Annotated in this window: 18 protein-coding genes; 5 read left to right on the top strand and 13 right to left on the bottom strand. The window is 63.7% G+C overall.

Annotated features, from left to right (window positions below):
* Nucleotides 1-18: 18 nt before the first annotated feature.
* Nucleotides 19-531: a hypothetical protein gene (locus SH412_RS02075; protein ID WP_336521847.1), complete on the bottom strand. Its 513-nt coding sequence runs from the start codon at nucleotides 529-531 to the stop codon at nucleotides 19-21.
* A gap of 312 nt (nucleotides 532-843) precedes the next feature.
* Here SH412_RS02075 and SH412_RS02070 point away from each other — a divergent pair, with 312 nt between their 5' ends.
* Nucleotides 844-2,481, top strand: coding sequence for an SGNH/GDSL hydrolase family protein (locus tag SH412_RS02070; protein WP_336521846.1), 1,638 nt, complete (start codon nucleotides 844-846; stop codon nucleotides 2,479-2,481).
* 117 nt (nucleotides 2,482-2,598) lie between these two features.
* Here the strand turns inward: SH412_RS02070 and SH412_RS02065 are convergent, their stop codons facing one another.
* From SH412_RS02065 to SH412_RS02045, 5 genes are all read right to left on the bottom strand, one after another.
* Nucleotides 2,599-2,892 carry a DnaJ family domain-containing protein gene (locus SH412_RS02065; RefSeq protein ID WP_336521845.1) on the bottom strand — a complete coding sequence of 98 codons (294 nt, stop codon included), beginning with the start codon at nucleotides 2,890-2,892 and terminating at the stop codon, nucleotides 2,599-2,601.
* Nucleotides 2,893-2,901: 9 nt separating this feature from the next.
* Complete coding sequence (locus SH412_RS02060) at nucleotides 2,902-5,331, bottom strand: transglutaminase TgpA family protein (protein ID WP_336521844.1); 2,430 nt, start codon at nucleotides 5,329-5,331, stop codon at nucleotides 2,902-2,904.
* A 2-nt stretch (nucleotides 5,332-5,333) separates the two neighbouring features.
* Entirely contained in the window at nucleotides 5,334-6,803 is a 1,470-nt protein-coding gene (locus SH412_RS02055; protein WP_336521843.1) for a DUF58 domain-containing protein, read from the bottom strand.
* A gap of 85 nt (nucleotides 6,804-6,888) precedes the next feature.
* The gene (locus SH412_RS02050) at nucleotides 6,889-7,761 is read right to left on the bottom strand and encodes an NAD-dependent epimerase/dehydratase family protein (RefSeq protein WP_336521842.1); all 873 of its coding nucleotides are present in this window, start codon (nucleotides 7,759-7,761) and stop codon (nucleotides 6,889-6,891) included.
* Between the two features lie 27 nt (nucleotides 7,762-7,788).
* Entirely contained in the window at nucleotides 7,789-8,289 is a 501-nt protein-coding gene (locus tag SH412_RS02045; protein WP_336521841.1) for a hypothetical protein, read from the bottom strand.
* A gap of 376 nt (nucleotides 8,290-8,665) precedes the next feature.
* Between SH412_RS02045 and SH412_RS02040 the strand changes: the two genes are divergently transcribed.
* On the top strand, nucleotides 8,666-9,826 hold the full coding sequence (locus SH412_RS02040; protein WP_336521840.1) for a M24 family metallopeptidase: 1,161 nt from the start codon (nucleotides 8,666-8,668) through the stop codon (nucleotides 9,824-9,826).
* Between the two features lie 105 nt (nucleotides 9,827-9,931).
* Here the strand turns inward: SH412_RS02040 and SH412_RS02035 are convergent, their stop codons facing one another.
* A complete protein-coding gene (locus tag SH412_RS02035; protein ID WP_336521839.1) occupies nucleotides 9,932-11,197 on the bottom strand; it encodes a pyridoxal phosphate-dependent aminotransferase in 1,266 nt (421 codons plus the stop codon).
* Nucleotides 11,198-11,250: 53 nt separating this feature from the next.
* Nucleotides 11,251-11,994 (bottom strand): hypothetical protein, encoded by a 744-nt coding sequence (locus tag SH412_RS02030; protein WP_336521838.1) that lies wholly within the window; start codon nucleotides 11,992-11,994, stop codon nucleotides 11,251-11,253.
* A gap of 178 nt (nucleotides 11,995-12,172) precedes the next feature.
* On the opposite strand from SH412_RS02030, the gene SH412_RS02025 reads away from it, so the two are divergent.
* The 3 genes from SH412_RS02025 (at nucleotide 12,173) to SH412_RS02015 (ending at nucleotide 17,225) form a co-directional block, all read left to right on the top strand.
* Nucleotides 12,173-12,763 carry a methylated-DNA--[protein]-cysteine S-methyltransferase gene (locus tag SH412_RS02025; RefSeq protein WP_336521837.1) on the top strand — a complete coding sequence of 197 codons (591 nt, stop codon included), beginning with the start codon at nucleotides 12,173-12,175 and terminating at the stop codon, nucleotides 12,761-12,763.
* A 190-nt stretch (nucleotides 12,764-12,953) separates the two neighbouring features.
* Nucleotides 12,954-13,334: a BlaI/MecI/CopY family transcriptional regulator gene (locus tag SH412_RS02020; RefSeq protein ID WP_336521836.1), complete on the top strand. Its 381-nt coding sequence runs from the start codon at nucleotides 12,954-12,956 to the stop codon at nucleotides 13,332-13,334.
* A 78-nt stretch (nucleotides 13,335-13,412) separates the two neighbouring features.
* Nucleotides 13,413-17,225: a carboxypeptidase regulatory-like domain-containing protein gene (locus SH412_RS02015; protein WP_336521835.1), complete on the top strand. Its 3,813-nt coding sequence runs from the start codon at nucleotides 13,413-13,415 to the stop codon at nucleotides 17,223-17,225.
* A gap of 80 nt (nucleotides 17,226-17,305) precedes the next feature.
* On the opposite strand, the gene carB is transcribed toward SH412_RS02015, so the two are convergent.
* The 5 genes from carB to SH412_RS01990 all read right to left on the bottom strand — a co-directional run bounded on the left by carB (nucleotide 17,306) and on the right by SH412_RS01990 (nucleotide 25,484).
* On the bottom strand, nucleotides 17,306-20,563 hold the full coding sequence (gene carB / locus SH412_RS02010; RefSeq protein ID WP_336521834.1) for a carbamoyl-phosphate synthase large subunit: 3,258 nt from the start codon (nucleotides 20,561-20,563) through the stop codon (nucleotides 17,306-17,308).
* A 332-nt stretch (nucleotides 20,564-20,895) separates the two neighbouring features.
* A complete protein-coding gene (gene lpxB, locus SH412_RS02005) occupies nucleotides 20,896-22,065 on the bottom strand; it encodes a lipid-A-disaccharide synthase (protein ID WP_336521833.1) in 1,170 nt (389 codons plus the stop codon).
* Nucleotides 22,066-22,209: 144 nt separating this feature from the next.
* The gene (locus SH412_RS02000) at nucleotides 22,210-23,286 is read right to left on the bottom strand and encodes a mannose-1-phosphate guanylyltransferase (protein ID WP_336521832.1); all 1,077 of its coding nucleotides are present in this window, start codon (nucleotides 23,284-23,286) and stop codon (nucleotides 22,210-22,212) included.
* A gap of 91 nt (nucleotides 23,287-23,377) precedes the next feature.
* Nucleotides 23,378-24,436, bottom strand: coding sequence for a PDZ domain-containing protein (locus tag SH412_RS01995; protein ID WP_336521831.1), 1,059 nt, complete (start codon nucleotides 24,434-24,436; stop codon nucleotides 23,378-23,380).
* Nucleotides 24,437-24,644: 208 nt separating this feature from the next.
* Nucleotides 24,645-25,484, bottom strand: coding sequence for a SirB1 family protein (locus SH412_RS01990; protein WP_336521830.1), 840 nt, complete (start codon nucleotides 25,482-25,484; stop codon nucleotides 24,645-24,647).
* Nucleotides 25,485-25,487 lie beyond the last annotated feature (3 nt).

Below are 25,487 nucleotides of genomic sequence, written 5' to 3'. Positions count from 1 at the left end.
TTGAACGGGAGGCGGGGACTATTCGTCGGAATCGTCGTCTTCGTCCTCGTCCTCGTCTTCTTCGGCGTCGGCAGCAACTTCATCGGGAACTTCGTCGGCGATTTCGTCTTCGTCTTCCTCGGCTTCAGCCTCTTCAACGGCTGCTGCCGCGGCAGCGGCGGCGGCGGCATTTGCAGCAGCGGCGGCTGCCGCGGCAGCCATCATGCCGGGGCCTTCGCCGATGACTTCCTTCACGGGCTGAATGAAATACATCTTTTTCGACTTCTGTCGAAGCTGCTCGATCTTTTCTTCAGCGGCGGCGTACTGGTCGTACGAGAAGCGTCCTTCTTCCTTCATGCTGCCGTTGTAGACCACCCAGACCAGCCGCTTGCGGGCCTGGACCTTTTCTTTGGTCCGCCGGGTTTTGGTCGCGGTGGTCTTTTTCGCTCCGGTCGCCTTGGCCCGTGTGGCCTTGGCTTTGGGTTCCGCGACGTCGCCGCGCGCTTCGGCGGCTTCGACTTCTTTACGCTTATCGAGCAGTCTGCGAGCCATATCGGACGTCAACCTCAAAGGCGGGCGAAGACAGTTTTCCGGCGACGGTCGCTCCGACCCGAAAGAATCCGGCGAGTTCCGTCGCTCGTGCGAATCGGGAAGTTTAGCTGGAAGGCGTTGCAGACGCCAGTCATGCCGGAGCAACACATGATCATATCCACACATCTCCTTCGCCGCAGCGAGGCGGCCGGCGGAGCGAAATCCCGATTCGGCGGTAGTCAGCGGCTTTCCGGGGGAGGTATGCTCGTGGGAACGCCGGGTGGAGCCCGGTCTTGGCGAATCCGGTCGCAGTTGGGGAACGAGGAGGCCGCCGTGCAGACTGTTCGAAGACTGAGTCTCTGTTGCGGGCTGCTGATCCTGTGGAACGCGTCCGGCGCATTTTCCGCGGAGCCCCGGCGAGTGGATCGGCTCGACCTGCAGGACGGCGACACCATCGTCTTCCTCGGAGACAGCATCACCCATCAAAGCCTGTTTACGCAATACGTGGAAGACTTCTTCTACACGCGCCTGCCCGGTCTGCGAATTCGCATCCACAATTCCGGGGTCGGCGGGGCGAAGGCGTCCGACGCCCTGCAGCGATTCGATCGCGACGTCGCGGCCTACAAACCGAAGTATGTGGCGGTGCTCCTCGGAATGAACGACGGCGGCGTGAAGCCGTATGACGACGAGCTGTTCCAGACCTATCGCCGGGATATGAATCGGATCGCCGATCGGATCGTCGAAATCGGCGCCACGCCGATCTGGATGACGCCCACGATGTACGACGCGACGGCGGCCCGGGCGAGCGGGAGGCCGGTTCCGGCGGAACGGACCGAGTTCTACAACGCGACGCTCGCCTATTACGGCGCATGGCTGCGGGAGTTCGCCGGAACCAGAGGGGGAGCGTTCGTCGATCTGTACGGGCCGCTCAATGAGCTGACCCATCAGGCCCGCCGGGATCAGGCGGACTTCACGATGATCAAGGACGCCGTACACCCGGACGCTCCCGGACAGCTCGTGATGGCGGCGGCGTTTCTCGAGGATCTGCAGTTCGCTAAACCCCTGTCAAACATTCGCATCACCGTCGGCAGCCAGGCGCCCGTCGTCCGGGCGACGGGCGGAGTCGCGACCGAGGTGACTGGAACCGGCGACGAATTGTCGTTTCTCTGGGAAGCGGACGGGCTGCCGTGGGCTCCTCCGCCCGAGACCGAGGCGGGCATCAGACTGCTCAACCTGGGTCACCGCTGGACGCGGGAAGCGCTGGAAGTGCACGGACTTGATCCGGGCCAGTACGACTTGCTGATCGACGGCGAGCCCGTGGGACGATTCTCCGCCGAGCAACTCGCGCGGCACGTCGAGCTGCAGTCGAATCCGAGAACGCCCCAATATCAGCAGGCGGTGCAGGTGGCGGAACTGAATCGAAAGCGAAACGACACGGCGATCAGGCCGTTGCGCAACGAGTGGCGGGATTTTCAGGCAGCCCGACGGGTCGAGGCGGGTCTGGCGTTTCAGCCCGACAACGAAAAACTGAAGGCGCAACTGGCGACGCTGCAGAAGAGTCTGATCGGAATCGAAGAGCGGATCGCCGCTCACGAGACCCTGGCGAGCGAGATCGACAACGAGATTCGCAAAGTCAATCGCCCGCTGCCGCGCAAATACGAGTTGAAGAAGCATGTACCGGCGGAAGTCTCGGTGCGGATTCGCGAAGGAGGCCGGCCGTTGATGAATGCCCTGGTCCAACTCCACGGTCTGCTGGGGGTGATGGCGGAGGCCAGGACGGACGGGACGGGGGACTGTCTGCTGCAGACGCAGTCCGGCAGCGACCTCGATCCCGGCGACTACTGGCTGGTGATCAAGCCAGGACCGCGGATGGAACTGGCGGCGGCGGACATGTTTTCGCAGATGGTGACCGTCCGGTCGGGGCGGAACGAATTTGAGCTGCAGCTCGAAACGTGTCTCAAGTCCCAATAGTGCTTTGTCAGGGCCACGTTTTCGGGTGCACCGGGGGAGCGAATAGCGAGTAGGGAATAGCGAGTAGCCAGAAAAAGGCGAAACCAATGCGACTCCCTCTGGCGATTCGCTACTCGCTTAACTCGTCCACGGGACCTCGGAACCTGAGAAGTGCGAGGCGCGGATTTGCTGATCGAGCGACTCCAGGAACTTCGCGCGGTCGAGTCGGGCCTGCAGGATCGGCGGGAGGGCGCTGAACTGCTCGTCGCGGAGTTTTTGCTTGAGCCACCAGTTCTCATCTGGCGGATCGTCGATGCCCGGGATCGGCTGGCCGAAGCCGGGCAGCTTATCGAACAGACCGTCTGCTTGAGCCTGACGGATCCGGCGGTCGGCAACGTCTTCCCAGGATTCCGTGACGCGACGCTCGATCATGGAGAAATCTCATGGGCGCGGCGCGGAAGTGCGGGTCGAGGCTGCTGGTCCGCGAGCTGTCGCGAGTACCCGTTCGAGTTGGCCGAGCTGCCGATCGAGTTCGGCCAGTTCCTGTTCTGAAGGAGGGGCTTCGCCGAAGCGAGCTCTGTAGAACCAGCGGGTGATCTCCAGTGGGAACGCGGCCAGTCCCGCGCCGGTCAGCGCGGGCTGCAGGCGTTCGGCGGCGGCCCGCGCGAATTCTTCGGGGGTGACCGCGGGTTCGCGGGTGAGACCGGCCCCCTTCAGCAGCCGGCAGAACCGGTCGTAGAAGGCGACGAAACGATGCTGGCCGGCGACGGCGGAGGCTCGTCGAGTCTGCAGGAGCGACCGAATCCAGTTCCAGGTCCAGCGGGCGAGCCAGATGGCGGCCGAGACGAGCAGCAGTATGACGGCCGTAATGATTCCCCCGGTGAGACTGAACCAGTTGCGGGGATTCGACAGAAACTCCTGGTCGACGCCGAACCAGGCCAGCAGACTGCCGGCGAGCGCTTTCACACGGTTGACGATCTGCATGGTCATGGTTCGCAGCGGCTGGTAGATCAGTTCCTGCTGCCGATCGAGCGAGACGGAGACGACATAGTCGTCCCAGAACCCCGTCCCCAGCGTCTTGATCCAGCCCCAGAAGTTGACGGACGGGGAGAGGGACCGGACGCTTTCGGAACGTGCCACGGCTGGGGTAGCGTCGAGGGTGAGGAAGTTCGATCCCCCCACCTCGGCTTCGACCCACGAATGCGCATGGCGCTGCTGAACTTCGAACGAACCGCTGAGAGGGTTGATTTCGCCCCCTTTGAAACCGGTGACGAGCCGGGCGGGGATGCCTTCCGCCCGGAGCATCAGCGTCAGAGCCGTGGCAAAATACTCGCAGTTGCCCTGACGTCGGTTGAAGAGAAAGTCTTCAACGGGATCGAGATCGCGGTCGAGGATGTCGAGTTTGAGCGAGTACGAATACTCTCCGGAATCCCGCAGGTAGGATTCGAGGCCACGAGCCAGCTCCAATGGAGTCGGTTCGCGGTCGGGACGACGCCGGCGAATTTCGTCAGTCACTTTTCTTGCCAGCGCGCGGAGCTCGCGGAGTTGATTCCGTGGTAATTGTCGCAGATGTTCGAGGTAGGAATATCCGCGCGACATGAAGAGGCGATTTCGACCGTCAGCGGCCTCCGTCCCCATTTGAAACGGCTCGGCGTCGGGCCAGCGGCTGTAGACCGTGTAGGCCAGCTTGCGCTGTCGCCCGTCGGGGGCGTCCAGGAACGTAAGGCCCGTTGTCGGCGCCCAGATCGCGGACTCGGTGCTGTTGCGCAGGCGAACGGCTTCGGCCTGATCGAGGCAGAACAGGACATCGGCGCCAACCGGTTCGAGGACGATTTCCTGACGAACGCCGGGAAAGTTCCAGGTCAGCGGTCGCTTCTGGGCGGGGGCGCCGAGAGAATCCGCCTCCCAGCGGCCGTTGTTGTACCGGGTGAGGACGGCGCCGCGGAACAGCGGCTCGTCGCCTCCCTGGCGGGCCGTGTAGGTCGAAATGTCGACGGACTGGTCCGTCAATGCGTCATAGAGGCGAAGGGAGAGGACCGGCGCGGAGCTTTCCAGGATCTGGCCCAGGTCTCCCAGGCGGACTTCGGTCGTGAAGCCGGTCAGCTTCCGACGCCCCAGCGGTTCGTCTCTGCCGTCGCCGATGGAAAGCGGCTGACCGATCCACATGCGGGGAATCAGCAGAAAGAACATCGCCCCGATCAGCAGCGACATGATTGAGAGCGAGAAGACTCCGCCGGCAAATCGGGCCGTCAGCCACCGCCTCTGAACGTCGTAGTGCATGGTGCTGCGGGTATCGGCCGGCCGCTGATGCCAGCGCTGGCCGTCGAACGCGGCGGACTGCAGCGGTCCTTGTCCGGCGAGCACGGCCTCGTGCGATCCGGTCTGCAGCACCGCCTGGCCGAACTGCAGGTCGGCCTCGTGCAGCGAGAAGACCGCCAGCGTCCACATGGCGAGCGTGTTGAAGGCAACCAGCGACACTCCGAACCAGCCGCCGCTGGTCAGCACCGAAGCGACGGCGACCTGCAGGATCGAGAGCCCGAGCAAGGTCCAGTACTGACGGGCGGCCTTGGGCTGGAGCAGCACGATCCAGGTCACGTAAACGATGAGGTGCGAACCGGAGAGGAGTCGGCCTTCGGGGTTGTCGCTGAAGAACTCGATGGCGCTGGCAAGGACGGCCACCAGCCCGAAGACGTTGGACAACCACCCGGGGGTGCCGCGTTGCCGGGGCGGTTCCGTGAGATACCAGCCCAACGCCGCCATCAAAATGGTCAGGTAGGATGTGAGATAGCCATCCTCGGCGCGCCCGAGGATCGCCGCGGCGAAGATCACAGTGCCGTACAGGCTGATTCGAAACGTGTGAGCGAGCGACATCGTCAGACCCCACTCACGACGGGACGGGAATCGCGCGGGTTCTCGGCGCAGGGGGCGGAGGGCAGATTGTCGGGCCGTCCGGCAGTATCGTCGTCGAAGACCAGCCATTCGCGAACGGAGGCCGGATCGACGTAGATCACCTGCGAACGGGGGTCGGCGCCTGGCAGGGCCGAGGGCTGATCGACGGTGGCTGCGGGGCGCGTCGAGAGGCACAGAATCCGATCGGCGGGACCTGCGTGCTGCAGCGCCTCGTGGGCCAGGGATTCGGGGAAATTGCCGGGGCCGGATTCCAGGACCGCCAAGACATCGAACAGGTCCTCGAGGCTGGCCGCGGAGGCCTGGCCCTCCCAGGTCTGCTGGGAACTTCCGGAGGCCAGCAGCCGGATGGAACTTTCGCGGCTGGCGCGGCGATGTTCGAGGCAGAGCGTTCCGACGAGGGACAGAGCCCATTCGACGCGATCCACATCGGAAGGGGCGGGGCTCGGGGGCGCCCAGAGGTCGAGCACTACGATGAGGTTGTGTTCGCGGCTCTGGTGATACTCTCGCAGGATCAGTTCGTTCCGGCGGGCCGAACTGCGCCAGTGGATGGCGCGGGGATTGTCGCCTGGGCGATACTCGCGGAGACGGTGGAACTCGTCGTCGTAGAGCCCGGAGCGGGATTGCGGAATCGTCACCAGTTCCGAGGCATGCAGCAGTTCGCGCTGCCAGCCGGTCCGCAGCCGGCCGAGTCGGGGATAGATCAGGATTTCGTCGCGGGCGGGAAAGACGCGGGCGCGTTCGATGAGCCCGAGCGGAAACCGCGACGCCACCGAAATCGGCCCGAACTGGTACCGGCCGCGGCGATAGAGGCGGGCGTCGTAGTGGCCGATCTGTCGTTCGCGCGGCGCGACATGCGTAAACAGAACCGAAGCGATCACGACGTCGTCATCGTCTCGCGTCACTTCATCCTGCACAAGCATCATCCATGCGGAGAAGATCGGCCGCAGATTGGTAAAACTCACTTCCACCGCGAACATTTCGCCCGCCATCGCCCGGCGGGGCGCGGACCGGGCCACGGCGGCGGCCTGAAGCATGGTGAATGTCGCCCAGCCGTTGATGACGAACGGTCCCGCCATCATGGCGAAGACGAGCATCAGGCGGTTTTCGCGACCGAGCAGCGAGCCGATGAACAGGACGACCATAATCGTCAGATAGATCAGTCCCTCGCGGGGAAATCGGACCCGATAGCGGTTGAGCGATGGGAGCCGGCGTTTGCGGGCGGCGGGCGTCCAGGCGTTCGCGACCTGCTGGATCCCGGTCGCCGCGAGAATAACTATCAATCCCCAATAGACCCCCTGGGAGAGCATTCCACCGCCGCCGAATCCGCGAAACCACAACGGCAGCACGATGGCCGCGACCGTCAGGACCAGCAGCGTGCATCCCGATGCGATCGCGGCCCGGTCGACGCGACGCTCGGGGGGGGAACCGGCCATCCAGAGAATCCCAGTCAGACAGAATTCGCATCCGTACCAGTTTCATTACACGACGGACGAAGCGGACCGTCCAGCCCGCAGCGAATCAAACTCGGCCCGATCCGGAAATCCCGCTTTCGGCCACGGCATCGACCAACCCCTGTTCCCAGGTCGGAAACTGCAGCGGCCGACCGAGCAGACCTTTCAGCCTGGCGTTCGAGCAGCGCTTGTTCAGACCTCCGGAACCGCGACGGGACGGCGAGTCCGCATCGAATCGCGGCGGCGGAGCGTCGACGAGCGCAGCCAGACGGGAATAGTAGTCCTCGCGGGTCACAGGACGATCGTCGCAGACGAGCAGGGTTCCGTCGAAGTCCGGCCGGGTGAGCGCTGCGGCGGCGATCGAGGCGGCGTCCGCCACATGGATCAGGTTGAGCCAGGCGTCGCCCCGTCCGGCCAACGGTTCCCCGGCACGGAGTGTTTCGACTTTTGCCAGCACGCGGTCCGGCCCATAGATCCCTGCGAGCCGCAGAATCCGGGCCTGACCGGGGGCGCACGCGCCGCGGACGAGTTGCTCGGCCGCCAGGCAGCATTGCCCTCCCGGCTGGACCGGCTCGCAGGGGGAGTCTTCATCCACCCAGTCGCCATTCGACTGACCATAGACGCTGGTGCTGGAAATGTAGACGAATTGCCGGCACCTTCGAGACATCCGCTCCAGGACGTGACGGACGCCTTCCACGGCGACCTCGACCTGAGGGCGTCCGGCGCTTCGATCAAAACCGACGGCATAGAGCACGGCATCGACGGGGGGCAATTGTTCCAGTGTGGACGGTTCGCAGACATCGCCCACAACCGGTTGCCAGCCGAGGGCCGCGAACTCGGCGGCTCGATCGGGGCTGCGCGTCAGGGCGTGAACTCGCCCAGGCCAGTCCCGGGCGACCCGGCGGCCGAGATATCCGCAACCAATGACCAGCAGGTCCATGTTCTGAGCGTCCCCCGTCAAAAGCAATCAGCGTTTGCCTCGGATGACCGGCGCGAGCCAGTCGGATCGGTCGAACGGCAACAGTCGCAACAAGCGGTCGACCAGCCTGGCGGCGACCTCTCCGGACTCATCGGAAACACTCCGTGACGGTCTGACATCCGGGCGCTGTACGGTCTGGCTCACTTTGTGCAGGTTTGCGCGCAGGTCCGCACGAACGGCTTCCAGTTCGGTCGCGGTCAGGTCGGTCCGTCGCAGGACTGTCGCGTCGCCGGTGCGGTCGCGGATCAGCCGAGCCAGAGTCACACCCTGGGTGCGGTACAATGCGGGGGCCACATACGCCCGTCGAAGCCGGTTTTCGGCATCGAACTGGTAGTAATTGTCCTGTCCCAGGTAGATCGAGTACCAGCCGTTGTCTCGCTCGCCGAGCAGGACCGGGCCGGGCAGCTCAGGGACATGCCACTCCGCCCGATTGACGAAGGCAACGGCTTCGGCGAACAGATCTTCGCGGTCGGTTTCGTGACGGGCCATCGGTCGGAAAGTCTTCGGTCCCTGGGGACGTGTCTGGGGCAGGCGACAGCGGGATTCGGCTCAAGTTTCGTTAACAGAATTGTTGCGGATGTTCAGTCGGATTTCACGGAATCTGCCGAAAAACCGGTCGCAATCTCCGGGAGAAAGGCTTTTCAAACCGGAATTCAGGCGGCAGAATGCCATACAATTCCTGAAGGGGAAATCTCCCCCGCTCCTGATATGCATGCGTCGTCCCGCTCTCCTTGCTCCGAATTTTTTGGTTGTCGTCTTTCCTCCTCAGCCCGTCCCGTCCGTCGTCGTCCGAGAATCGATGCCATCTCCGCCGCGGTGCTGGATGCGCGGCGACACGTCAGACCTGCAGTCTGGGAATTGCACGATGCCCGTCATTCTGGACGCTTCGACGCCGTTGTCATCGGGAGAATTCGCCGCCGTCGATCTGGATCGCCTGGCGGAGGTGAACCGGCGGCATCAGCTCGTCAGCGAATTTCTCGTGCGCGAGGGCTACGCAGGACTCGCGCTGCAGCAGCCTTGCAACCTGGCCTGGCTGACGGCCGGAGCGGACTTGAGCCGGGGGACCTCCGGCGAAACCACGGCGGCGCTGTTTATCACGCCGGATGCCCGGGTCGTCGTCTGCGGGAATGCCGATACCGCCGAGCTGTTCGAGCACCACGTGCCGGGGCTGGGGTTTCAGCTTAAGGAGCGTCCGTGGACCGAGCCGAGGCAGGTCATGCTGGGCGATCTGTGCCGCGGGCGGAAGATTGCCAGCGACGCCCCGCTCCCCGGAACAACCGATATCGGCCTGCGGATGCTCGGGCTGAGAACGCCGTTGTCCGAATACGAACATGCGCAGTTGCGGGAGGCGGGGCGACGAGTGGCGCATGCCGTGGAAGCGACGGCCCGGGCCATCGTCCGCGGCCGGACCGAAGCCGAAACGGCTGGCGAGCTCTCGCACCGCCTGCTGAAGCACGAGGTGCACCCGTTCCGCATGCAGATTCTCGCCGACGGGCGGGCGATCCGATTCCGGCACTGGACCTGGTCCGATTCGCCGATTCAGAAGTTCTGCACCGTCGCGGCGGTCGGCCGCTTTCGCGGTTTGAACGTCGGCGCCGCCCGGACGATTTCGCTCGGGGAGCCGCCCGAACAACTGCTGGCCGCGTTCCAGAAGGCCGCGATGGTCCACGCGACCGGCCTGTTCTTCTCGCAGGTGGAATGGGAATTCTTCGAGATCTGGAACCGCATTCGCCGGATCTACGAAAAATCGGGCGCGGATGAAGAGTGGCGGCTCGCCGATCAGGCCAGCCTGTGCGAATATCAGTATGGGGCCGTTCCGCTGACTCCCAACAGCGAATTCCGGCTGCCAGCGGGGGTTCCGCTCCACTGGCATCCGTCGGTCGGCCCGATCGCCTGCGGCGACACGCTGCTGACCACGCCCAAGGGGGCCGAGGTCCTCACACGAGCCATCGACTGGCCGCACCTCAGCATCAGCGTGAAGGGAACGGCAGTCCCCGTCCCGGCAGTGCTCGTGCTGGAGTCTTAGCGAGTCGGGTGGCACGCCCTGAGTCTTCGAAGGGCGTGGCCTGCACAGCCTCAAGAACGCGCCCATCGCAAAGTCTCTGGGCGTGCCACCCCTATCGAACAACTCTCAGTCGATTTCGTAGGGCTTGGCGAGTTTGAACTTCGGGTGCTTTTCCAGGTAGGCTTGGACGCGATCCTCGCGGCCGATCGCCGTCGGCAGGAACGCCAGCGCTTGCTGGAGACGATCATCGGGCTCGGCGCAACTGAATCGCAGGAAGCCGCCGCCCGCTTCACCAAAGCATTCGCCCCCGAGACAGGCGACGCCAAACTTGTCGTCCGCGCCTTCGAGCAGGTAGAGCGCCAGGCCGTGACTGGTAATTCCGAGCCGGTTGCAGATCGGCTTGACGTTCGGGAAGACGTAGAACGTGCCGGCCGGATCGAGCGAGCGGAAGCCGTCGAGCCGATTGAGCCCGGCGGTCAGCAGTTCCACTTTGCGGCGGAACAATTGCATCTGGTCGTTGCGTTCGCCGGAGTCCCGCTCGAGGGCCGCTTTGCCGGCAAGCTGCACGAGGGGGGGCGTGCAGGAGAGGGTCGTGTTGATCATCTTGCTGATGGCGTCGGCGACTTCGGCGCCCGCCACGGCGAACCCCAGCCGCCAGCCGCTCATGCTGTAGGACTTGCTGAAGGTGTAGGCGGCGACGCACTGGTCGAGCATGCCGGGCTGGGCCAGCGGTGAAACGTGTTTCCCGCCCCAGACCATATGGCAGTAGGGTTCGTCGCTGAAGACGGCGATGTTGGTTCCGCGGAGCAGGTCGGCGACGTCGCGCATATCCTGCTCGGTCATCACGCCCCCCGTGGGGTTGTGCGGCGAATTGAAGAAGATTGCCCGTGGCGAGGGATCGGTCTTGAGGAACTTTTCGATCTCGGACATCTCGGGACGGAACCCGTTCGATTGTTTCAGGGACGAATAGACCGGACGGGCTCCGCGGCGAAGGATGTTGGGCACGTAAGTGGGGAAGTAGGGGCTGAAGACCAGGACGCCGTCGCCCGGATTCAGGAAGGCTTCGCAGAAGAATTGTTCGAAGACCTTGGCGCCGGGGGCCACTACGACGTTTTCCGCCTTCGCGGGGATGGCGAATTCTTCGCGGACGAAGCGGGCGGCGGTCTCGCGGAACTCGGGGAGCCCGGGGGACGGACAATAGTGGGACTTGTTTTCCTGAATGGCCAGGACGCCGGTGGATTTCGCCGAGGAGGTGCTGTCGAACGGGCTGTCGCCGATTTCGAGTTCGACGACGTCTTTGCCTGCGGCCTTGAGGGCTTTGGCGACGGCGAGCACGCTGAAAGCGGTTTCGACGGTCAGGGAGCGGGCGAATTCACTCAGTTGCGGAGCCATGCAGAAATCCTTGGGCGTCGGGGAGCGGCTTCGGAGGGAGGAATATGCGGCGGTCAGCGGGCCGAGGTGGCTTGCTGGAGCGGGCGCAGCACCTGTTCGATGACGGACTGTTCCATCAGCTCTTCGCAGGAGTTGCGCAGCTCCTGGAGGGTGGCGGCGTAGGATTTGGAAGAATCGAGGCTGCCGTACTGGCGGACGGTGAAGTAGACGCTGATCTGCTCTTCGGGGAATTCGCCCCGGCGGACCTGGTAGGCGTTGGTTCGCGTTTCGATCATCAGCCGCGCCTGGCGCCGGCAGGTGTCGTCGAGACTGATGGTGATCGAGGGCTCGTAATTGAGGAGCTGCGAACCGGGGACGTTGATTAATCCTTCGAGCGAGTGATTGACGCCGAGCGCCTCGGCGACGAGCGCGTCGTGGTTGCCGCGGTAGGAGAAGTCGAAGCCGAGCATGTAGTCGAGGGCTTCGCAGTCGAGCGGGCTGACGGAGAGCATGTACGGAACGAGTTCGAGCAGCAGCGAGTGCTGCTCGAAGGATTCGTCGGGATTATCGGGGTTGATATGCCCGCTGCAGATCCGGCGGGGTTCGAGCGAAATCCACCGCTGCTGAACCTGCTCCTTGTCCTCTTCGAGAACGAAATCGCCGTTGTCGCGGGTGTAAAAATTGCGGAGCGAGGGGTATTTTTTCTGGACGCGTTCGAAGAAGCTGAGAATGGTTTCGCGACCGGCGGGGAGTGCCATCTCCGTGTTGAGAGTCATGTTGACGTAGAAGTCGTCCGCCAGCGACGCGTAGGCGTACATCGCAGCATCCTTAAATAAAGAAAGACGTGACGGCAACGACTCCGCCCGGAAGTCTTCCGGGACTTGTCCGCTGCACGGCTCACGTCAGCACTGGTCACCAGCGACGGCCCTCCTCAGGCCACGACCGCACACGGAAACCGCCTGCGGCCATCTTGCATATTCTATAGGGGGTTCGGTCATGGGTCAAAGAGTCGCCCGCGAGTCGATCGGTCAAAAGTCGGCGGGAAATCGCGAAGAAGTCCAGTTTTGCGTTTTTTCGACCGCCAGCGGCTGGCTGGGGCTGGCTGGCCGGAATGGCCGGGTCTGTGGGCTGATGCTGGGGCACGCGGATCGGCAAACGGTCATTGATCAGGCGGCGTCGATGTATGGCGACAGTTGGCGGCAGTCCGACTGGGCGCCGGAACTGGCGGCCCGCCTGCAGGCTTATTTCCACGGCGCTGTCGATGACTTCGCCGACATTAAACTGGATCTTCCGGAGAGCACGGCATTTCAAGTGGCCGTGCGCAAAGCGGTTCGCGCCATTCCCTATGGCCAGACGGCCACGTATGCCGAGATCGCTCGCCGGGCGGGCACCCCGCGGGCGGCCCGCGGGGTGGGAGGCGTGATGGCGTCGAACCGGATTCCGATTCTGATTCCCTGCCACCGCGTGGTAGCCTCCGGCGGGAGGTTGGGCGGATTTTCCGCTCCGCGGGGGGTGGATCTGAAACGGTGGCTGCTGGAGCGGGAGGCGGAGGGGTTGGCGGATGTCGCAGGATCGCCGTGCGAATGAAGCTCGCCGAGGCCCCCCGTCGGCGTCAATCGACGTCGCGAAGATTGCGGCGGTCAGGATGCAGAAGTCGGCAAATCGAATCCCCGCCCTCAGTCGCTAAAATTTTAGCGAACGATCTTGACGGGAACTGCCATCTCCGCTAATAAATTAGCGCTCGCCGAATCTGCTCACCGAACGTGGGATTCCCGTCATGACAACGCCTGCTCCCCATTCGCGCCGGGAGAGTCAGATCATGGACATCATCTTCGCCAGAGGCGAAGCGACAGTGCGCCAGATCCGGGAGGGGTTGCCCGACCCGCCTACCGACATGGCTGTGCGGCGGATGCTGCAGATCCTCGAAGAAAAGGGGCATCTGCGTCGCCGCACGCAGGGACGCGAAGTCGTCTATCTGCCGAAGCAGTCGAAGGCCCGCGCGGGAACCAACGCCCTGCAGCACGTGCTGAATGTCTTTTTCGGCGGTGCGATGGACGAAGCCCTCGCCTCGCACTTCGCCAGCAAGGAAACGCTCACCGACGAGCAGCTCCAGAGGATGCAGGAGCTGATCCAGCAAGCCCGAGCCGGCGGACGCTGAGCCTCCAGCGACAGCTTTCACAACTCGCTTTGCCAGTCGGCACCCCGGTCGTTCTTTCACCATGAGCAGGGATGTGCAATGGAATCGCTTCTGGCCGATGCTGCAGCAAAGAGCGTTCTGCTCCTCTTGATGACCGCGATCGCGTGCTCGGTTCTGCGCAGCGCATCTGCGTCGACCCGGCACTTCCTCTGGGTCGTCTCGCTGGCAATGCTGCTCGCGCTCCCGGCCTTGGCCATGCTGCTGCCTCCAGCCTTCATCTGGCATCTCCCCGCAGACGCGTCGGCCTGGGTTCCCGCCGCTCCCGAATCGCGAGAACTTGCAACTGCGACCGAACAGGCCGGCGCTGCAAGACCCCTGAAGATGCGACCGCGTGCTCAGCTCCTGGTCGACGACGAGGGGGACTTGCTCCCCATGCCCGGCGCTCCAGGATTGATCGCAGAAAGGCCGGCGGAACGTGTGGAACCGAACCACCGTGCTGCGCTTTCATCCGGATCTCTCCTCCTGACGGTGTGGGGCATCGGAGCCGGACTGATGCTGCTTCCGCTCGTTGTCGGAACCTGGGCCGGTTTCCGGCTCCGCGGGACGTTTCCTGCCGTCCGCTGCGGAGTGCTGCACGACGCCCTGACTGCAGCGGCCGGCGAGCTGCGGATGACGCCGCCGGTGCTGCACGTGAGTCCCGGCAACGCCATGCCGATGGTCTGGGGAGTCTTGCGCGGCCATCTGCTCCTGCCGGACGCCGCCAACGCCTGGGAAGCCGGTCACCTGCAGGCGGTGCTGCTGCACGAACTGGCGCATCTGCGTCGCCGCGACCCATTGAGCATGGTCGTCGGGCAACTGGCGAGAGCCGCTTACTGGTTCAATCCGCTGGCCTGGTGGGCCGTCAGCCAGATGCGTGTCGAACGCGAACGAGCCTGCGACGACTACGTCCTGCGCCGCGACATGAAGCCGAGCGACTACGCCGCACTTCTGCTGGAGCTGACCGCGAATCTTTGCCCGGCCGGCGCGGCATCGGTTGCTCTCGCGATGGCCGACGCGCCCCGGCTCGAAGGCCGGCTGCGCACCATTCTCGATCCGCACCAGAACCGCCGCGTCGTGACGGGGGGCGCGGTCGCCGCCACTCTCCTGGCGGCCGTTGCGGCCACGGTGTCGCTGTCGCTGGTGCGTGCGTCGGACGAACCGCCAGCTTCGCCGGCCCCGAGCTCGCCTGCAGAGCCCGTCGCAACTGAGTCCGCATCCATGCCGCCGGTCGCTCCGGAAAGCCCGCCCGCCGGAACGACAGAGCCGGACCAGGCCGAGAACGCCAAGCTCCAGGAGATGGTCACGAAGCTGACGGCGTTGTCGCAGGACAAGTTTCGCGACATGCAGCCGGGCGAACTCGCCGGGATCGTCTTCGACGAGCAGTTCCAGCCCCTCGCGGGCGTGCAGGTTGACGCGTGGACGTTCCAGGCCGGCAACGAAACAACGACCGACGCCAATGGTGCATTCCGTCTGAAGGTCGGCGACGACGACCCGAACGTCGAAATCCGCTACAGCAAACCGGGCTATTCACCGATGCATCTCACGGAATGGCCCGTCGGCGAATTCGCCCTGATGCGTCTCGACAAGAAGACCTGGATCGAAGGGACGGTGCGAGACTCGGCCGGTAAACCGGTTGCCAGGGCAACGATCAAGGGCGTGCAAGGGGAAAAACATACGCTTCACGCCGTCATCCCCGGTCCGACGACGCTGACGACGACCGATTCCGCCGGCAAGTATCGCATGTACGTCTTCCCGGACACGTACGACATTCAGGTGAGCGTCCCCGGCGTCGGCGTCTCCCGCACCACCGGGCTCGAAGTGGCCCACGGGGAAGCGAAGCCGCTGGACATCGGTCTCAAGCCCGCCGTGCGCTTCGAAGCTCGTGTGGTCGACGCCACAACGCGACAGCCCGTCGAGAAAGTCGTGTTGTGGAAGTGTTTCGACGCCAGCGTCCTCGGCGTGTCCGACGCAGAGGGCAAAATTGTGATCGACGGCTTGCTGCCGGGCGAATTTGAATTCAATGTCGGCCAGGGCGAGCCGGAATCCTGCAGCGAAACGCCTTGCTACCGGCACGGAATCCTGGGCCGCTGGTGGTCGACGGACGCGGTCCACGAGCACCAGCGACGCGAGATCGAACGCGACGGCCGGCAGCGCAATTTCGACGACCTGACGTTCAACCTGTCGGTCGGGATGCCGCCGGTCACGATCGAAGTCGAGCGCGGAGTCACCTTCAGCGGCCACGTTTACGATCCGGACGGCAAGCCGGTGGAAGGGGCCACGGTCGCACCGGCGAAGACTGGTTCCGGCAACTCGCTGACCGGCGACACCCGCTACAGCACCCGGACCGGCAGCGACGGCAGCTATCGGGTGGTCATGCCGGCCGGCAACGGATTTCAATACAACCTGATGGCGCACGACGGCGATTACTCCGAGTGGCGGAACTGGGCGAATACGGTTTCCGATCCGCTCCGGACGAAGCCGGGGCAGTCGTTCGACAATTTCGACTTCAAGCTCAGCCGCCCGGCGACGGTTCGCGGACGATTGGTGATCGACGGCGACCGCATCGTCGGCGATCGCGAGGTCACCGCGCAGGCGGCCGATCTGCGCGAGAACCGCTATTACGATCCGACCGTTAAAGTGAAGGAGGATGGCTCGTTCGAGCTGAAGTTTATCCGCCCGGGACGGCAGCGGATTCAATTGAAACCGCGCGGGACCGTTGTAGAAGTGGATCTGAAGGAGGGGCAAGTTCTGGAAGGCGTTGAATTGCGCGGGGAACCCGATCGTCGATCCATCACGTCACAGATGAAAAACCGGACGTTTCGTGTCAAGATCCTCGACAGTTCAGGCCTGCCGGCGGCCGGGCAGCAGATCCGACTTAATACCGACCATCCCCTGTCGTTGAACTTCTACGAACTGGCCGGCGATCGAGACGGCCTGGAGGGGCGACTACGAACGTCGGGAAACTATCCCGCCACCGACGCAGAAGGGCACATCGATCTTCCAGGCGGCAATTCTCTGTTCGGCGAGTATGACACGGAAGCCATGATCGTCGCCATTGATGCAGTCCAGCGAGAAGGAGCGATCGGCCTACTGCATGCCGATTCGAAATCTCCGGAAACGACGCTTCGCATGGCCCCCCTGCAAGAAGTCGCCGTCTCCGTATCGACTGAAGCCCTTCCACCGACTGACGAAACGATTTCGTTCCGTCTGGAGTCAAGGCGTCGATCGGTCGTGTACCGCGATTCGGTGACGAGCCCGTTTGCTCTCCAACTGCCTCCCGGTGACTTCGCCCTGAAGATCACCCACCCGCTCGCAATCCCGGAAACGGTGAACTTCACCGTGAAACCCGACGGCCCGCCACCGACGCTTCCTGCGATTCGCCTGCGTCCCTCTCCCCTGGCCAAGCTGCTGGGCCAGCCGGCCCCCGAGCTGCGCAGCGTCGAGGAATGGCGTTTCGGCGACGCCGTCCGGATGGTCGATCTGCGGGACCGCGTGGTCATTCTGGCGTTCTGGGATCGTTCGGATCACGGCTGGAATACTTCGATTCCCACGCTCAAGAAGCTCCGCGCGTCCTATCCCGAAACAGAAGTTGTCATCATCGGCGTCTTCAACCACTTCTGGCTGGACCAGCTTCCGCAGTCGGAACTCTGGGGCGGGCAGGATCTCCCCTTCCGCGTCGCCCTGGTCGACAGGAGTCGGACGGAATTTGAAGGAATCGAAAGCCCGATCCAGGGGAGGGTCATGGCGGACTACGGCGTCACCCGTTGTCCGACCACGCTGCTGATCGACAAGCGGGGCAATGTCGCATCGCTGCTGCACGCCGACGATTTCGAAGGGACCAAGGAGCAGATCGACAGTCTTCTTGGCAAGTAGCCTGGAGGGCCTGCGAAGTCGGGACCGGAATCGGCGACGGGTGAAATTCTTGCGGTCCCGGGCAAGCATGTCACCGAGTCCTACCCCTTCTTCGCCCAGTCCTGCAAGGTGCAGACCTGCGGTTCGGGCTGGCGGGCGAGGGCTTCCAGTGCCTGGACCACCGCGATGCAGCCCGGCAGCGTGGTGGCGCACGGGACGCCGTTGATCACGGCGGCGGCGCGGATCCGGCCTTCGTCGGTCCGCGGCCCCTTGCCGCTGGGCGTGTTGAAGATAAACTGGATCTCCGAGTTGGCCATCAGGTCGAGCAGGTTCGGCCGGCCTTCCTGCAGCTTGCGGACGATGTCGACCTCGATGCCGGCTTCCCGCAGCACGCGGGCGGTGCCGGAGGTGGCCACGATTCGGAAACCCATTTCCTTCAGCCGGCGGGCGGAAGGAATGATCTGGTATTTGTGCGGGCCGCACAGGCTGATGAAGACCGCTCCCGTCCGCGGCAAGGCATTTCCCGCCGCGATCTGACTCTTCAGATAGGCCACGGGGAAGTCGTCGGCGATTCCCATCACCTCACCCGTCGATTTCATCTCTGGACCGAGAATGATGTCGACGCCGGCGAAGCGGTTGAACGGGAAGACGCTTTCCTTGACCGAAACGTGCTTCGGCGTCACTTCAGTCGTGATGCCCTGTTCCTTGAGCGTCGTACCGACCATCACCTTGGCTGCCATGCGGGCCAGGGAAAGGTTCGTCGCCTTGGAGACGAACGGAGACGTCCGGCTGGCGCGGGGATTGACTTCCAGCACGTAGACCTGGTATTCGCCGCCAGTATGCTTAACGGCATATTGCACGTTCATCAGGCCGCAGACCTGCAGTTCCGCCGCCAGTGCATACGTCGCCTGCTTGATCTCCTGCACGACGGAATCGGGCAGCGAGTAAGGGGGCAGGACGCAGGCGGAGTCGCCCGAGTGAACGCCGGCTTCTTCGATGTGCTCCATCACGCCGCCGACCAGCGTCGTTTCGCCGTCGGAGATGGCGTCGACGTCGACCTCGATGGCGTCTTCCAGGAACTTGTCGATCAGCACGGGGCGATCGGGCGAGGCTGAGACCGCCTCGATCATATACCGCTGCACCTGATCTTCGTCGTAGCAGATTACCATCGCGCGACCGCCGAGCACGAAGCTGGGACGGACGAGCACGGGATAACCGATGCGGTTGGCGATCTGGCGGGCGCCGGCGACATCGACGGCGATCCCGTTCTCCGGCTGCCGCAGGTTGATCTTATTGAGGATCGCCTGGAACTGCTCGCGGTCCTCGGCGGCGTCGATCATCGCCGGGCTGGTCCCGATGATCTTGACGCCCGCCCGTTCCAGTCCGCGGGCGAGGTTCAGGGGCGTCTGGCCGCCGAACTGGACGATGACGCCGTCCGGCTGCAGGCGGTCGCAAATATTGAGCACGTCTTCGGTGGTGAGCGGTTCGAAGAACAGCAGATCGGATGTGTCGTAGTCGGTCGACACGGTTTCGGGGTTGGAGTTGACCATCACGCTCTCGATGCCCAGTTCGCGGAGGGCATACGAGGCCTGGCAGCAGCAGTAGTCGAACTCGATCCCCTGGCCGATCCGGTTGGGTCCGCCGCCGAGGATGACGACGCGCCGCTTACCGTCGGTCCGCGGTCCGGGAGCCTCGTCCTCGGACTCGTACGTCGAATAATAGTATGGGGTGTACGCCTCGAACTCCGCCGCACAGGTGTCGACCTGCTTGAACGTCGCGATCACGCCCAGCTCCACCCGTCGGGCGCGGACTTCCGGTTCGATCGAGTCCCACCAGTAGGCGAGTTGCCGGTCGGAGAATCCGTACTGCTTGAACCGCCGCATCTGCGCCGGCGAAACGGCGTCCAGCCGGCCGACGGCGTTGATTTCGTCCTCCGCGAGGAGCAACTGGCGGATATTCTCCAGGAACCACGGGTCGATGCGGGTGAGCTCGTGAATGTGCTCGATGGTCATCCCTGCCTTGAACGCATACCGGATGTAGAAGATCCGTTCCTCGTTGGGGCGGGCCAGTTTGCTTTCAATTTCGTCGGTCGAGGGCTGGCGATCGCCGCCCCACAAGTCCTTTGAGCCGCCTCCGAGCCCGAAGTGGCCGATTTCGAGGCCGCGAAGGGCCTTCTGAAGCGATTCCTTGAAAGTCCGGCCGATGGCCATCGTCTCGCCGACCGACTTCATCTGGACGGTCAGTTCCGTGTCGGCTTCGGGGAATTTTTCGAAGGTCCAGCGGGGAATCTTGGTGACGACATAGTCGATGGTCGGTTCGAAGCAGGCCAGCGTTTCGCGGGTGATGTCGTTGGCGAGCTCGTCGAGCCGGTAGCCGACGGCCAGTTTGGCGGCGATTTTGGCGATCGGGAAGCCGGTCGCCTTGGACGCGAGCGCACTGGAACGGCTGACGCGGGGATTCATCTCGACGACGATCATCCGGCCCGATTTCGGGTCGATCGCGAACTGCACATTCGAGCCGCCGGTCTCGACGCCGATTTCCCGCATGACGGCGATCGTCGCGTCGCGCATCCGCTGGTACTCTTTGTCGCTCAGCGTCTGGGCGGGGGCGACGGTGATCGAGTCGCCGGTGTGGACCCCCATCGGATCGAAATTTTCGATGGCGCAGATGATGACGACGTTGTCGGCAACGTCGCGCATCACTTCCATCTCGTATTCTTTCCAGCCGATGATGGACTCTTCGAGGAGCACCTCGCTGACCGGCGACAAGGAGAGTCCTTTACGGACTTTTTCGTCGAATTCCTGGCGGTTGTAGGCGACGCCGCCGCCCGTCCCCCCGAGCGTGAAGCTGGCCCGGATGATCATCGGCAGACCGAGTTCTTCGAGCGCCTGATAGGCCTGGTCCATGTTGCGGACAGCCCGGCTCTTGCAGACGTCGAGGCCGATTTTCAGCATGGCCTGTTTGAACAGATCGCGTTCTTCGGCCTTCTTGATCACGTCAGCCCGGGCGCCGATCAGCTCGACGCCGAGCCGTTCGAGGATTCCGCGGCGGTGCAGCTCCATCGCCGTGTTGAGACCTGTCTGACCGCCGAGCGTCGGCAGCACCGCGCAGGGCTTCTCGACTTCCAGGATTTTGGCGACATATTCCCAGGTAATCGGCTCAATGTAGGTCCGATCCGCGGTCCCGGGGTCGGTCATGATCGTCGCGGGATTGGAATTGACCAGAACGACCTCGTAGCCCTCTTCGCGCAATGCCTTGCAGGCCTGGGTTCCGGAGTAATCGAATTCGCAGGCCTGCCCGATGACGATGGGGCCGGAACCGATAATCAGAATCTTCTTCAGATCGTCGCGACGAGGCACAGTTGGTTCCTCCGGCGGACCGCGATCCGGGACCGGTCAGGTCCGGCACTGCGGCGGGCGTCGGTTTCTGCTGCGGGTGGTTAAACAGCGACCGGATGCCGTCTGGGGAAGGCGGCAACCGGTCGATATACGGGCGGCGGGCTGTCCAGGGGAAGACCGCCCGGACAGGGTTGAATGCGCGCAAAACTGCTGCAGCGTACCAATCCCGCGAAGAGATTCAAGCAATCGGGCTGAATCGCGAATTTGACAGGTTCGTCGGGGCGCCGCGAAGCTGCACGCCGACGTCCCCTTCAGCGGGCTGGAAAGCGTTTGACGGCCGAGGAAATAGCCGTTCAGGCGGCGATGCGATCTGCCACTTCCGCCGGCTGCAGTCGCTCCAGCAGCAGTCCGGCCACGCGTCCGGTGGCGCCCGTACTGTGGATTCGCTCACGGAGCTCGCCAAGCTCCGTCCGGGCATGTTCCAGGGCCGCCGGCTGACTGAGCCAGGTGTCGAGATCGACCACGAGCTGCCGGACCACGGCTTCCGGATCGCCCACGCACACATACTCGGGCATGATCTGCCGACGGGCGATCAGATTGGGGAGTGACATGTATCGGCAGGTCACCAGCAATCGACCAAGGATATAGGTGGGCCAGTTGCACTGGTAGAGCACCGCCGCGGGCGTCCGACGGGCCAGCAGTTCGAGGCTGACGGAGCCGGAGACCATCAGGGCGCAGTCGGCGAGTTCGATGATTTCCGAGGTCTTCCCGACGAAGCAGGTGACTGGTAATTCCGGAGCGTGCTTCTGGAGGTAGTTCGAGCACTCGCCCCGCTGCTTTTCGCGGTAATTGGCGACCAGGAAATTGACGTCGGGATGCCGCTGGTGCAGGCGGCGGGCGACTTCGACGATGACGGGCCAGTTTCCGGAGACTTCGTGCGTTCGCGATCCGGGCAGCAGGGCGACCGTCGGAGCTTTGGCGCTGGTCCACTCGCGGCAAAACGCCTCATCGAGCCGGTGCTCGGCGATTTCGTCGAAGAACGGGTGGCCGACGTAGAGCACGGGGATCTTGCGTTCGGCATACCAGTCGGTTTCGAACGTCAGCCCCGAGAGCACCAGGTCGACGTACTTGCGGACCCGCCAGATTCTCCAGGGCGCCCAGGCCCAGAGTTGCGGCGGCAGGTAGTAGACGACGGGAATGCCCGCGCGCTTGGCGGCGCTCGCAATCCACCAGTTGAATCCGGGGAAATCGACCAGGACGACGAGATCAGGCTGATGCCGCTGCAGGTACTCGCGAGCCTGACGGTACAGGCCGTAGAACTTCCAGATCATGGGAATGACGCGGAACACACCCATTACGGCCATCGTGGTCAGCGGGAAGAGAAGGCTGCAGCCAGCCGCTTCCATTTGCGGCCCGCCGAATCCCGAGACGCGGAGGCCGGGCGCGCGACGCCGCAGTTCCTGAATCAGATGGGCGGCGTGCTGATCGCCGCTGGGCTCGCCGACAGAGAAGAATATGTGCATGAACCGATCCGTGGTGGCGTCGCCTCGGAATCCTCCGAAGTTCTCGGAGCACATCCTGAGGCTCCTGCTGCACAATGGCAATCGATCCCAGAATTTCGCCGGACCGTCAAGGCGAACTTGGACGGAACGTGGACGTCGCCGGTCCTAGAGGTACTCTGCCCACCCCTTTCGATCAAGCTCGGAAATCAGCTTGCGAAGGCCGGTTTCATCCCGTTTGTCGGCGATCAGCGTCGCGGTGGGAGTGTGGATGATAATCAGGTCTTTGACGCCGACGGTCGCGATCAGGTGCCCGCGTGTCGTGCGGACCAGACACCCCTCCATTTCGACGCCGCAGCAGGGGCCGTCGATCGAGTTCCCGTCCTTGCCACGCGGGAGGAGTTTGGCCAGAGCCTGCCAGGTCCCGACATCGTCCCAGGCGAATGTCGCCTCCTGGATGTAGACGTTGTCTCCGCGTTCCAGCAGGACACGGTCGATCGCCAGCGAAGGGAGCACTGCAAACTGTTCCTGCAGCGTCTGTTCCCACGTGGGGCCGCCGAACGCCGCTCGCATCTGGGCAAACCCCTGATGGAGCTCGGGAGACAGGTGTGCGAGCGAACGGAGCAGCGTTTCGGCCCGCGTCACCAGGATTCCGCAATTCCAGTAGTATTCGCCGGTCGCCGCATAACGGGCGGCCTCCAGCATCGTTGGCTTTTCCTGGAAACCTGCCACGCGAAATGTGCGGGCGCCTCCCGTCACCGCTTCTGCTCCGCAGTGAACGTAGCCGTAGCGGGTCGAAGGCAATTCTGCAGGGGCGCCGAACAGCACGAACGCTTCGGGAGAGTGTTTGATGAACTGTTCCGCCTGGCGGACGGCCAGGACGAATTCTTCTGCCGGTTCGATCACCTGGTCGGCGGGAAGCACCAGCATGATGGCTTCGGGATCGACCTGAACTAGATGCAGCGCCGCCAGCGCCAGGCCCGGCGCAGTGCTGCGCGCACAAGGCTCGGCCAGAATCTGCTCGCCGGGAATGTCCGGGAGCTGGCGGGCGGTTTCCGCCACCAGCGAGCCGCCGGTCACGACCCACGACTGATCCGGAGCCACCAGTTGACGGCATCGCGACCAGGTGGTCTGGATCAATGTCTCGGGGCCGCTGAGGTGGAGAAATTGTTTCGGCAACTGCCGTCGACTTTGCGGCCAGAATCGCGTCCCGCTGCCGCCGGCCAGAATCACAGAATGCAACATGGGCGAATCGAATCTTCACAGAGGACCGGAAACTGTCAGCTTTGCCGATTGTAGCCGGGCCGCGCCGGGCGACGGAAATTCTGCGGAAATTTCAGCGCGGTGCGCCGGGAGAATCCGCCAGGGACGTCGGCGTCGGCTCCCCCGGACGGACGCTCGGCCGGCCATTCGCCGGCAAATCTGCCGTGCTGGAATCGGCCGGATCCGGTTCTCCGGTGCACGTGCAGGTTCCCTTGCCGAACGCGTCGCCCAGCTCAACGCTGACGGAGAAACAGGATCGAGCGCGACGCACATGCAACCGCACAACGCGCCCCGGCGCATAGCGTGTGACTCTCACCGCGACCGGTGTCGCTGGAGGCTGCGCAAAGTCGTCGCAATCAATGATGACGTCGCCCGGCTGAATTCCGCAGCGGGCTGCGGGCGTGTTCCGCCCGACCCCCCTGACATGAAATCCAAACCCGCTGTCTTCGCCTTCGATTCCCAGGCACCCCTGACCTTCGAACACGACATGCGTCCGCGGAAGCCGGCGAATGACCTCATCGAATGCGGCCTTGGACAACTGGGCGCCGGGATGAATATGCAATTGCGACAGCCCGCGAATTCGTTCGATGTGGATCAGCCCCGCATTTCCGCCGTGCCAGCGGTGGTCCAGCAGGACCAGTCCGGCCGATGCCGACTCGCGGGAACGGGCCGAATCGAGAGGTCGGTAGATACCCCCAAGTTCCTGAATCCGGATCAGCGCCCGGTTTGTTCGCAACCCGGCATTCTCGTTCAGAATTCGGTCAGCGGGCATCGACAGATCCAGTCGGACGCCACGCTGGAATTCTTCCAGCGACTCCTCGGCGAGTTCGGCAGTCCGAGTTTCCGACGACAGAAACTCCTGCTCCAGCACATAAAAGAGTCGCAGGCGAAGCTCTGCGGGAGCCTGCGGAATGGCCGCGATGCAATCCGGGATGCAACGAGCGCCGCGCCTGAGGATCTCGTCCGCAGCCGCGCGCCAGACGTGGTCGTCCATGTCGCCCAGAGACTCGATCAGTTGCCGCGCGGGGGCGGCCGTCATCCGTTCGGCGACGGGTTCAGGAGCAATCCAGACCGAGGTCAAGCCGATCACGACGACGGAGCCAACGAGCCATCTCCAGGGAATGCCTCCCATGATGGAGCCTGCATCTTCCTGAAACGGAATATCGGACTGAGATGCGACGAAGATTCGGATGTCGGAAATGACAGCGACAAGAATATCAACCGCGGCGTCTGCCGCGGGACATCAGATTACGCCTGTACGCCGTCCGCGAGAATCCCCCAAATCGGAATTTCCGTCGGAAATCCGGAGGAATTGCGGCACGCCGCAAACGGCGGAGCGGTCAGTTCCAGCCGGCGAGCATCCGCTCGGCGGCTTGCAGATGCGTCAGCAGGAGGGCTTTCTCTTCGGCGTCGCAGACGCTCAGGCAATCCTCAAGCAGGTCGATCGCAATACCTGGACGGTTGGACCTGATCGCAACCAGCGCCAGGTCGCGCTGATGTTGATAGGAACCGGGCATCAGGGCGGTCAGTCGCTGTTGAACCCGCCAGACCTGCTGCCAGTCTTCGTGCTTGAGATGCAATGCTTTCAGGTTATTCAGCATCCGCAGGATGATTTCCCGAGGAGTCGCCGGTTCGAGCGACTGAAGCACCTGAGCATCGTCGAGACCAGAAATCGATTCCAGCCAGGTGACGCAATCGTGGTACTTGAGAATCTGACCGGCATGAAATGCATCGACAAACAGCGGACCGTCGACCGAATCGAACCGCGTGAGAAAGTGCATGGGTGTCGCGACGCCTGCGAGCTCAATCCCCGCAGCATCGGCCACGGCCATGTAAACGACCGACAGGCTGATCGGAATGCCGACGCCGGTTTCAATCACGCGATTGACGTAACTGCTTGCCGGCTCGTCAAATGCGTTGCGATCTCCATGGAGGCCGTGCATCCCGGAAAGGCAGCGGGCGAGTTCTTTCAGGGCGTGTCGCTCGTTGCGGGCTTTGGCGACCGGTCCGCGAAGCTCTTCGCCCCGCCGGGCGATCCATTCGAGAGTATGGCTGAAATCGAGCTGCGGCTGTGCGTCGCGGGCGATTTCAAGAGCGGCGACGACGAGGTTGACGTCGCGTCGCCGGGACAACAGCTTCGCAAACTCGGAATCCTGTGAGAACTCTTCGCCGACCGTCATCGC

It is taken from the genome of Planctellipticum variicoloris, assembly GCF_030622045.1.
Taxonomy (GTDB): Bacteria; Planctomycetota; Planctomycetia; order Planctomycetales; family Planctomycetaceae; genus Planctellipticum; species Planctellipticum variicoloris.
The sequence above is the reverse complement of the archived record's forward strand: the minus strand, read 5'-3'. Positions and strand labels throughout refer to the sequence as shown.

What these genes read in the sequence shown, in the direction of transcription:
- SH412_RS01990 (WP_336521830.1), bottom strand. Translation starts at nt 25,484, where the DNA reads ATGACGGTCGGCGAAGAGTTCTCACAGGATTCCGAGTTTGCGAAGCTG.
- SH412_RS01995 (WP_336521831.1), bottom strand. Translation starts at nt 24,436, where the DNA reads ATGGGAGGCATTCCCTGGAGATGGCTCGTTGGCTCCGTCGTCGTGATC.
- SH412_RS02035 (WP_336521839.1), bottom strand. Translation starts at nt 11,197, where the DNA reads ATGGCTCCGCAACTGAGTGAATTCGCCCGCTCCCTGACCGTCGAAACC.
- lpxB (WP_336521833.1), bottom strand. Translation starts at nt 22,065, where the DNA reads ATGCACATATTCTTCTCTGTCGGCGAGCCCAGCGGCGATCAGCACGCC.
- SH412_RS02020 (WP_336521836.1), top strand. Translation starts at nt 12,954, where the DNA reads ATGACAACGCCTGCTCCCCATTCGCGCCGGGAGAGTCAGATCATGGAC.
- SH412_RS02075 (WP_336521847.1), bottom strand. Translation starts at nt 531, where the DNA reads ATGGCTCGCAGACTGCTCGATAAGCGTAAAGAAGTCGAAGCCGCCGAA.
- SH412_RS02030 (WP_336521838.1), bottom strand. Translation starts at nt 11,994, where the DNA reads ATGTACGCCTACGCGTCGCTGGCGGACGACTTCTACGTCAACATGACT.
- SH412_RS02045 (WP_336521841.1), bottom strand. Translation starts at nt 8,289, where the DNA reads ATGGCCCGTCACGAAACCGACCGCGAAGATCTGTTCGCCGAAGCCGTT.
- SH412_RS02015 (WP_336521835.1), top strand. Translation starts at nt 13,413, where the DNA reads ATGGAATCGCTTCTGGCCGATGCTGCAGCAAAGAGCGTTCTGCTCCTC.
- SH412_RS02055 (WP_336521843.1), bottom strand. Translation starts at nt 6,803, where the DNA reads ATGGCCGGTTCCCCCCCCGAGCGTCGCGTCGACCGGGCCGCGATCGCA.
- SH412_RS02065 (WP_336521845.1), bottom strand. Translation starts at nt 2,892, where the DNA reads ATGATCGAGCGTCGCGTCACGGAATCCTGGGAAGACGTTGCCGACCGC.
- SH412_RS02040 (WP_336521840.1), top strand. Translation starts at nt 8,666, where the DNA reads ATGCCCGTCATTCTGGACGCTTCGACGCCGTTGTCATCGGGAGAATTC.
- SH412_RS02050 (WP_336521842.1), bottom strand. Translation starts at nt 7,761, where the DNA reads ATGGACCTGCTGGTCATTGGTTGCGGATATCTCGGCCGCCGGGTCGCC.
- SH412_RS02060 (WP_336521844.1), bottom strand. Translation starts at nt 5,331, where the DNA reads ATGTCGCTCGCTCACACGTTTCGAATCAGCCTGTACGGCACTGTGATC.
- SH412_RS02000 (WP_336521832.1), bottom strand. Translation starts at nt 23,286, where the DNA reads ATGTTGCATTCTGTGATTCTGGCCGGCGGCAGCGGGACGCGATTCTGG.
- SH412_RS02025 (WP_336521837.1), top strand. Translation starts at nt 12,173, where the DNA reads ATGGGTCAAAGAGTCGCCCGCGAGTCGATCGGTCAAAAGTCGGCGGGA.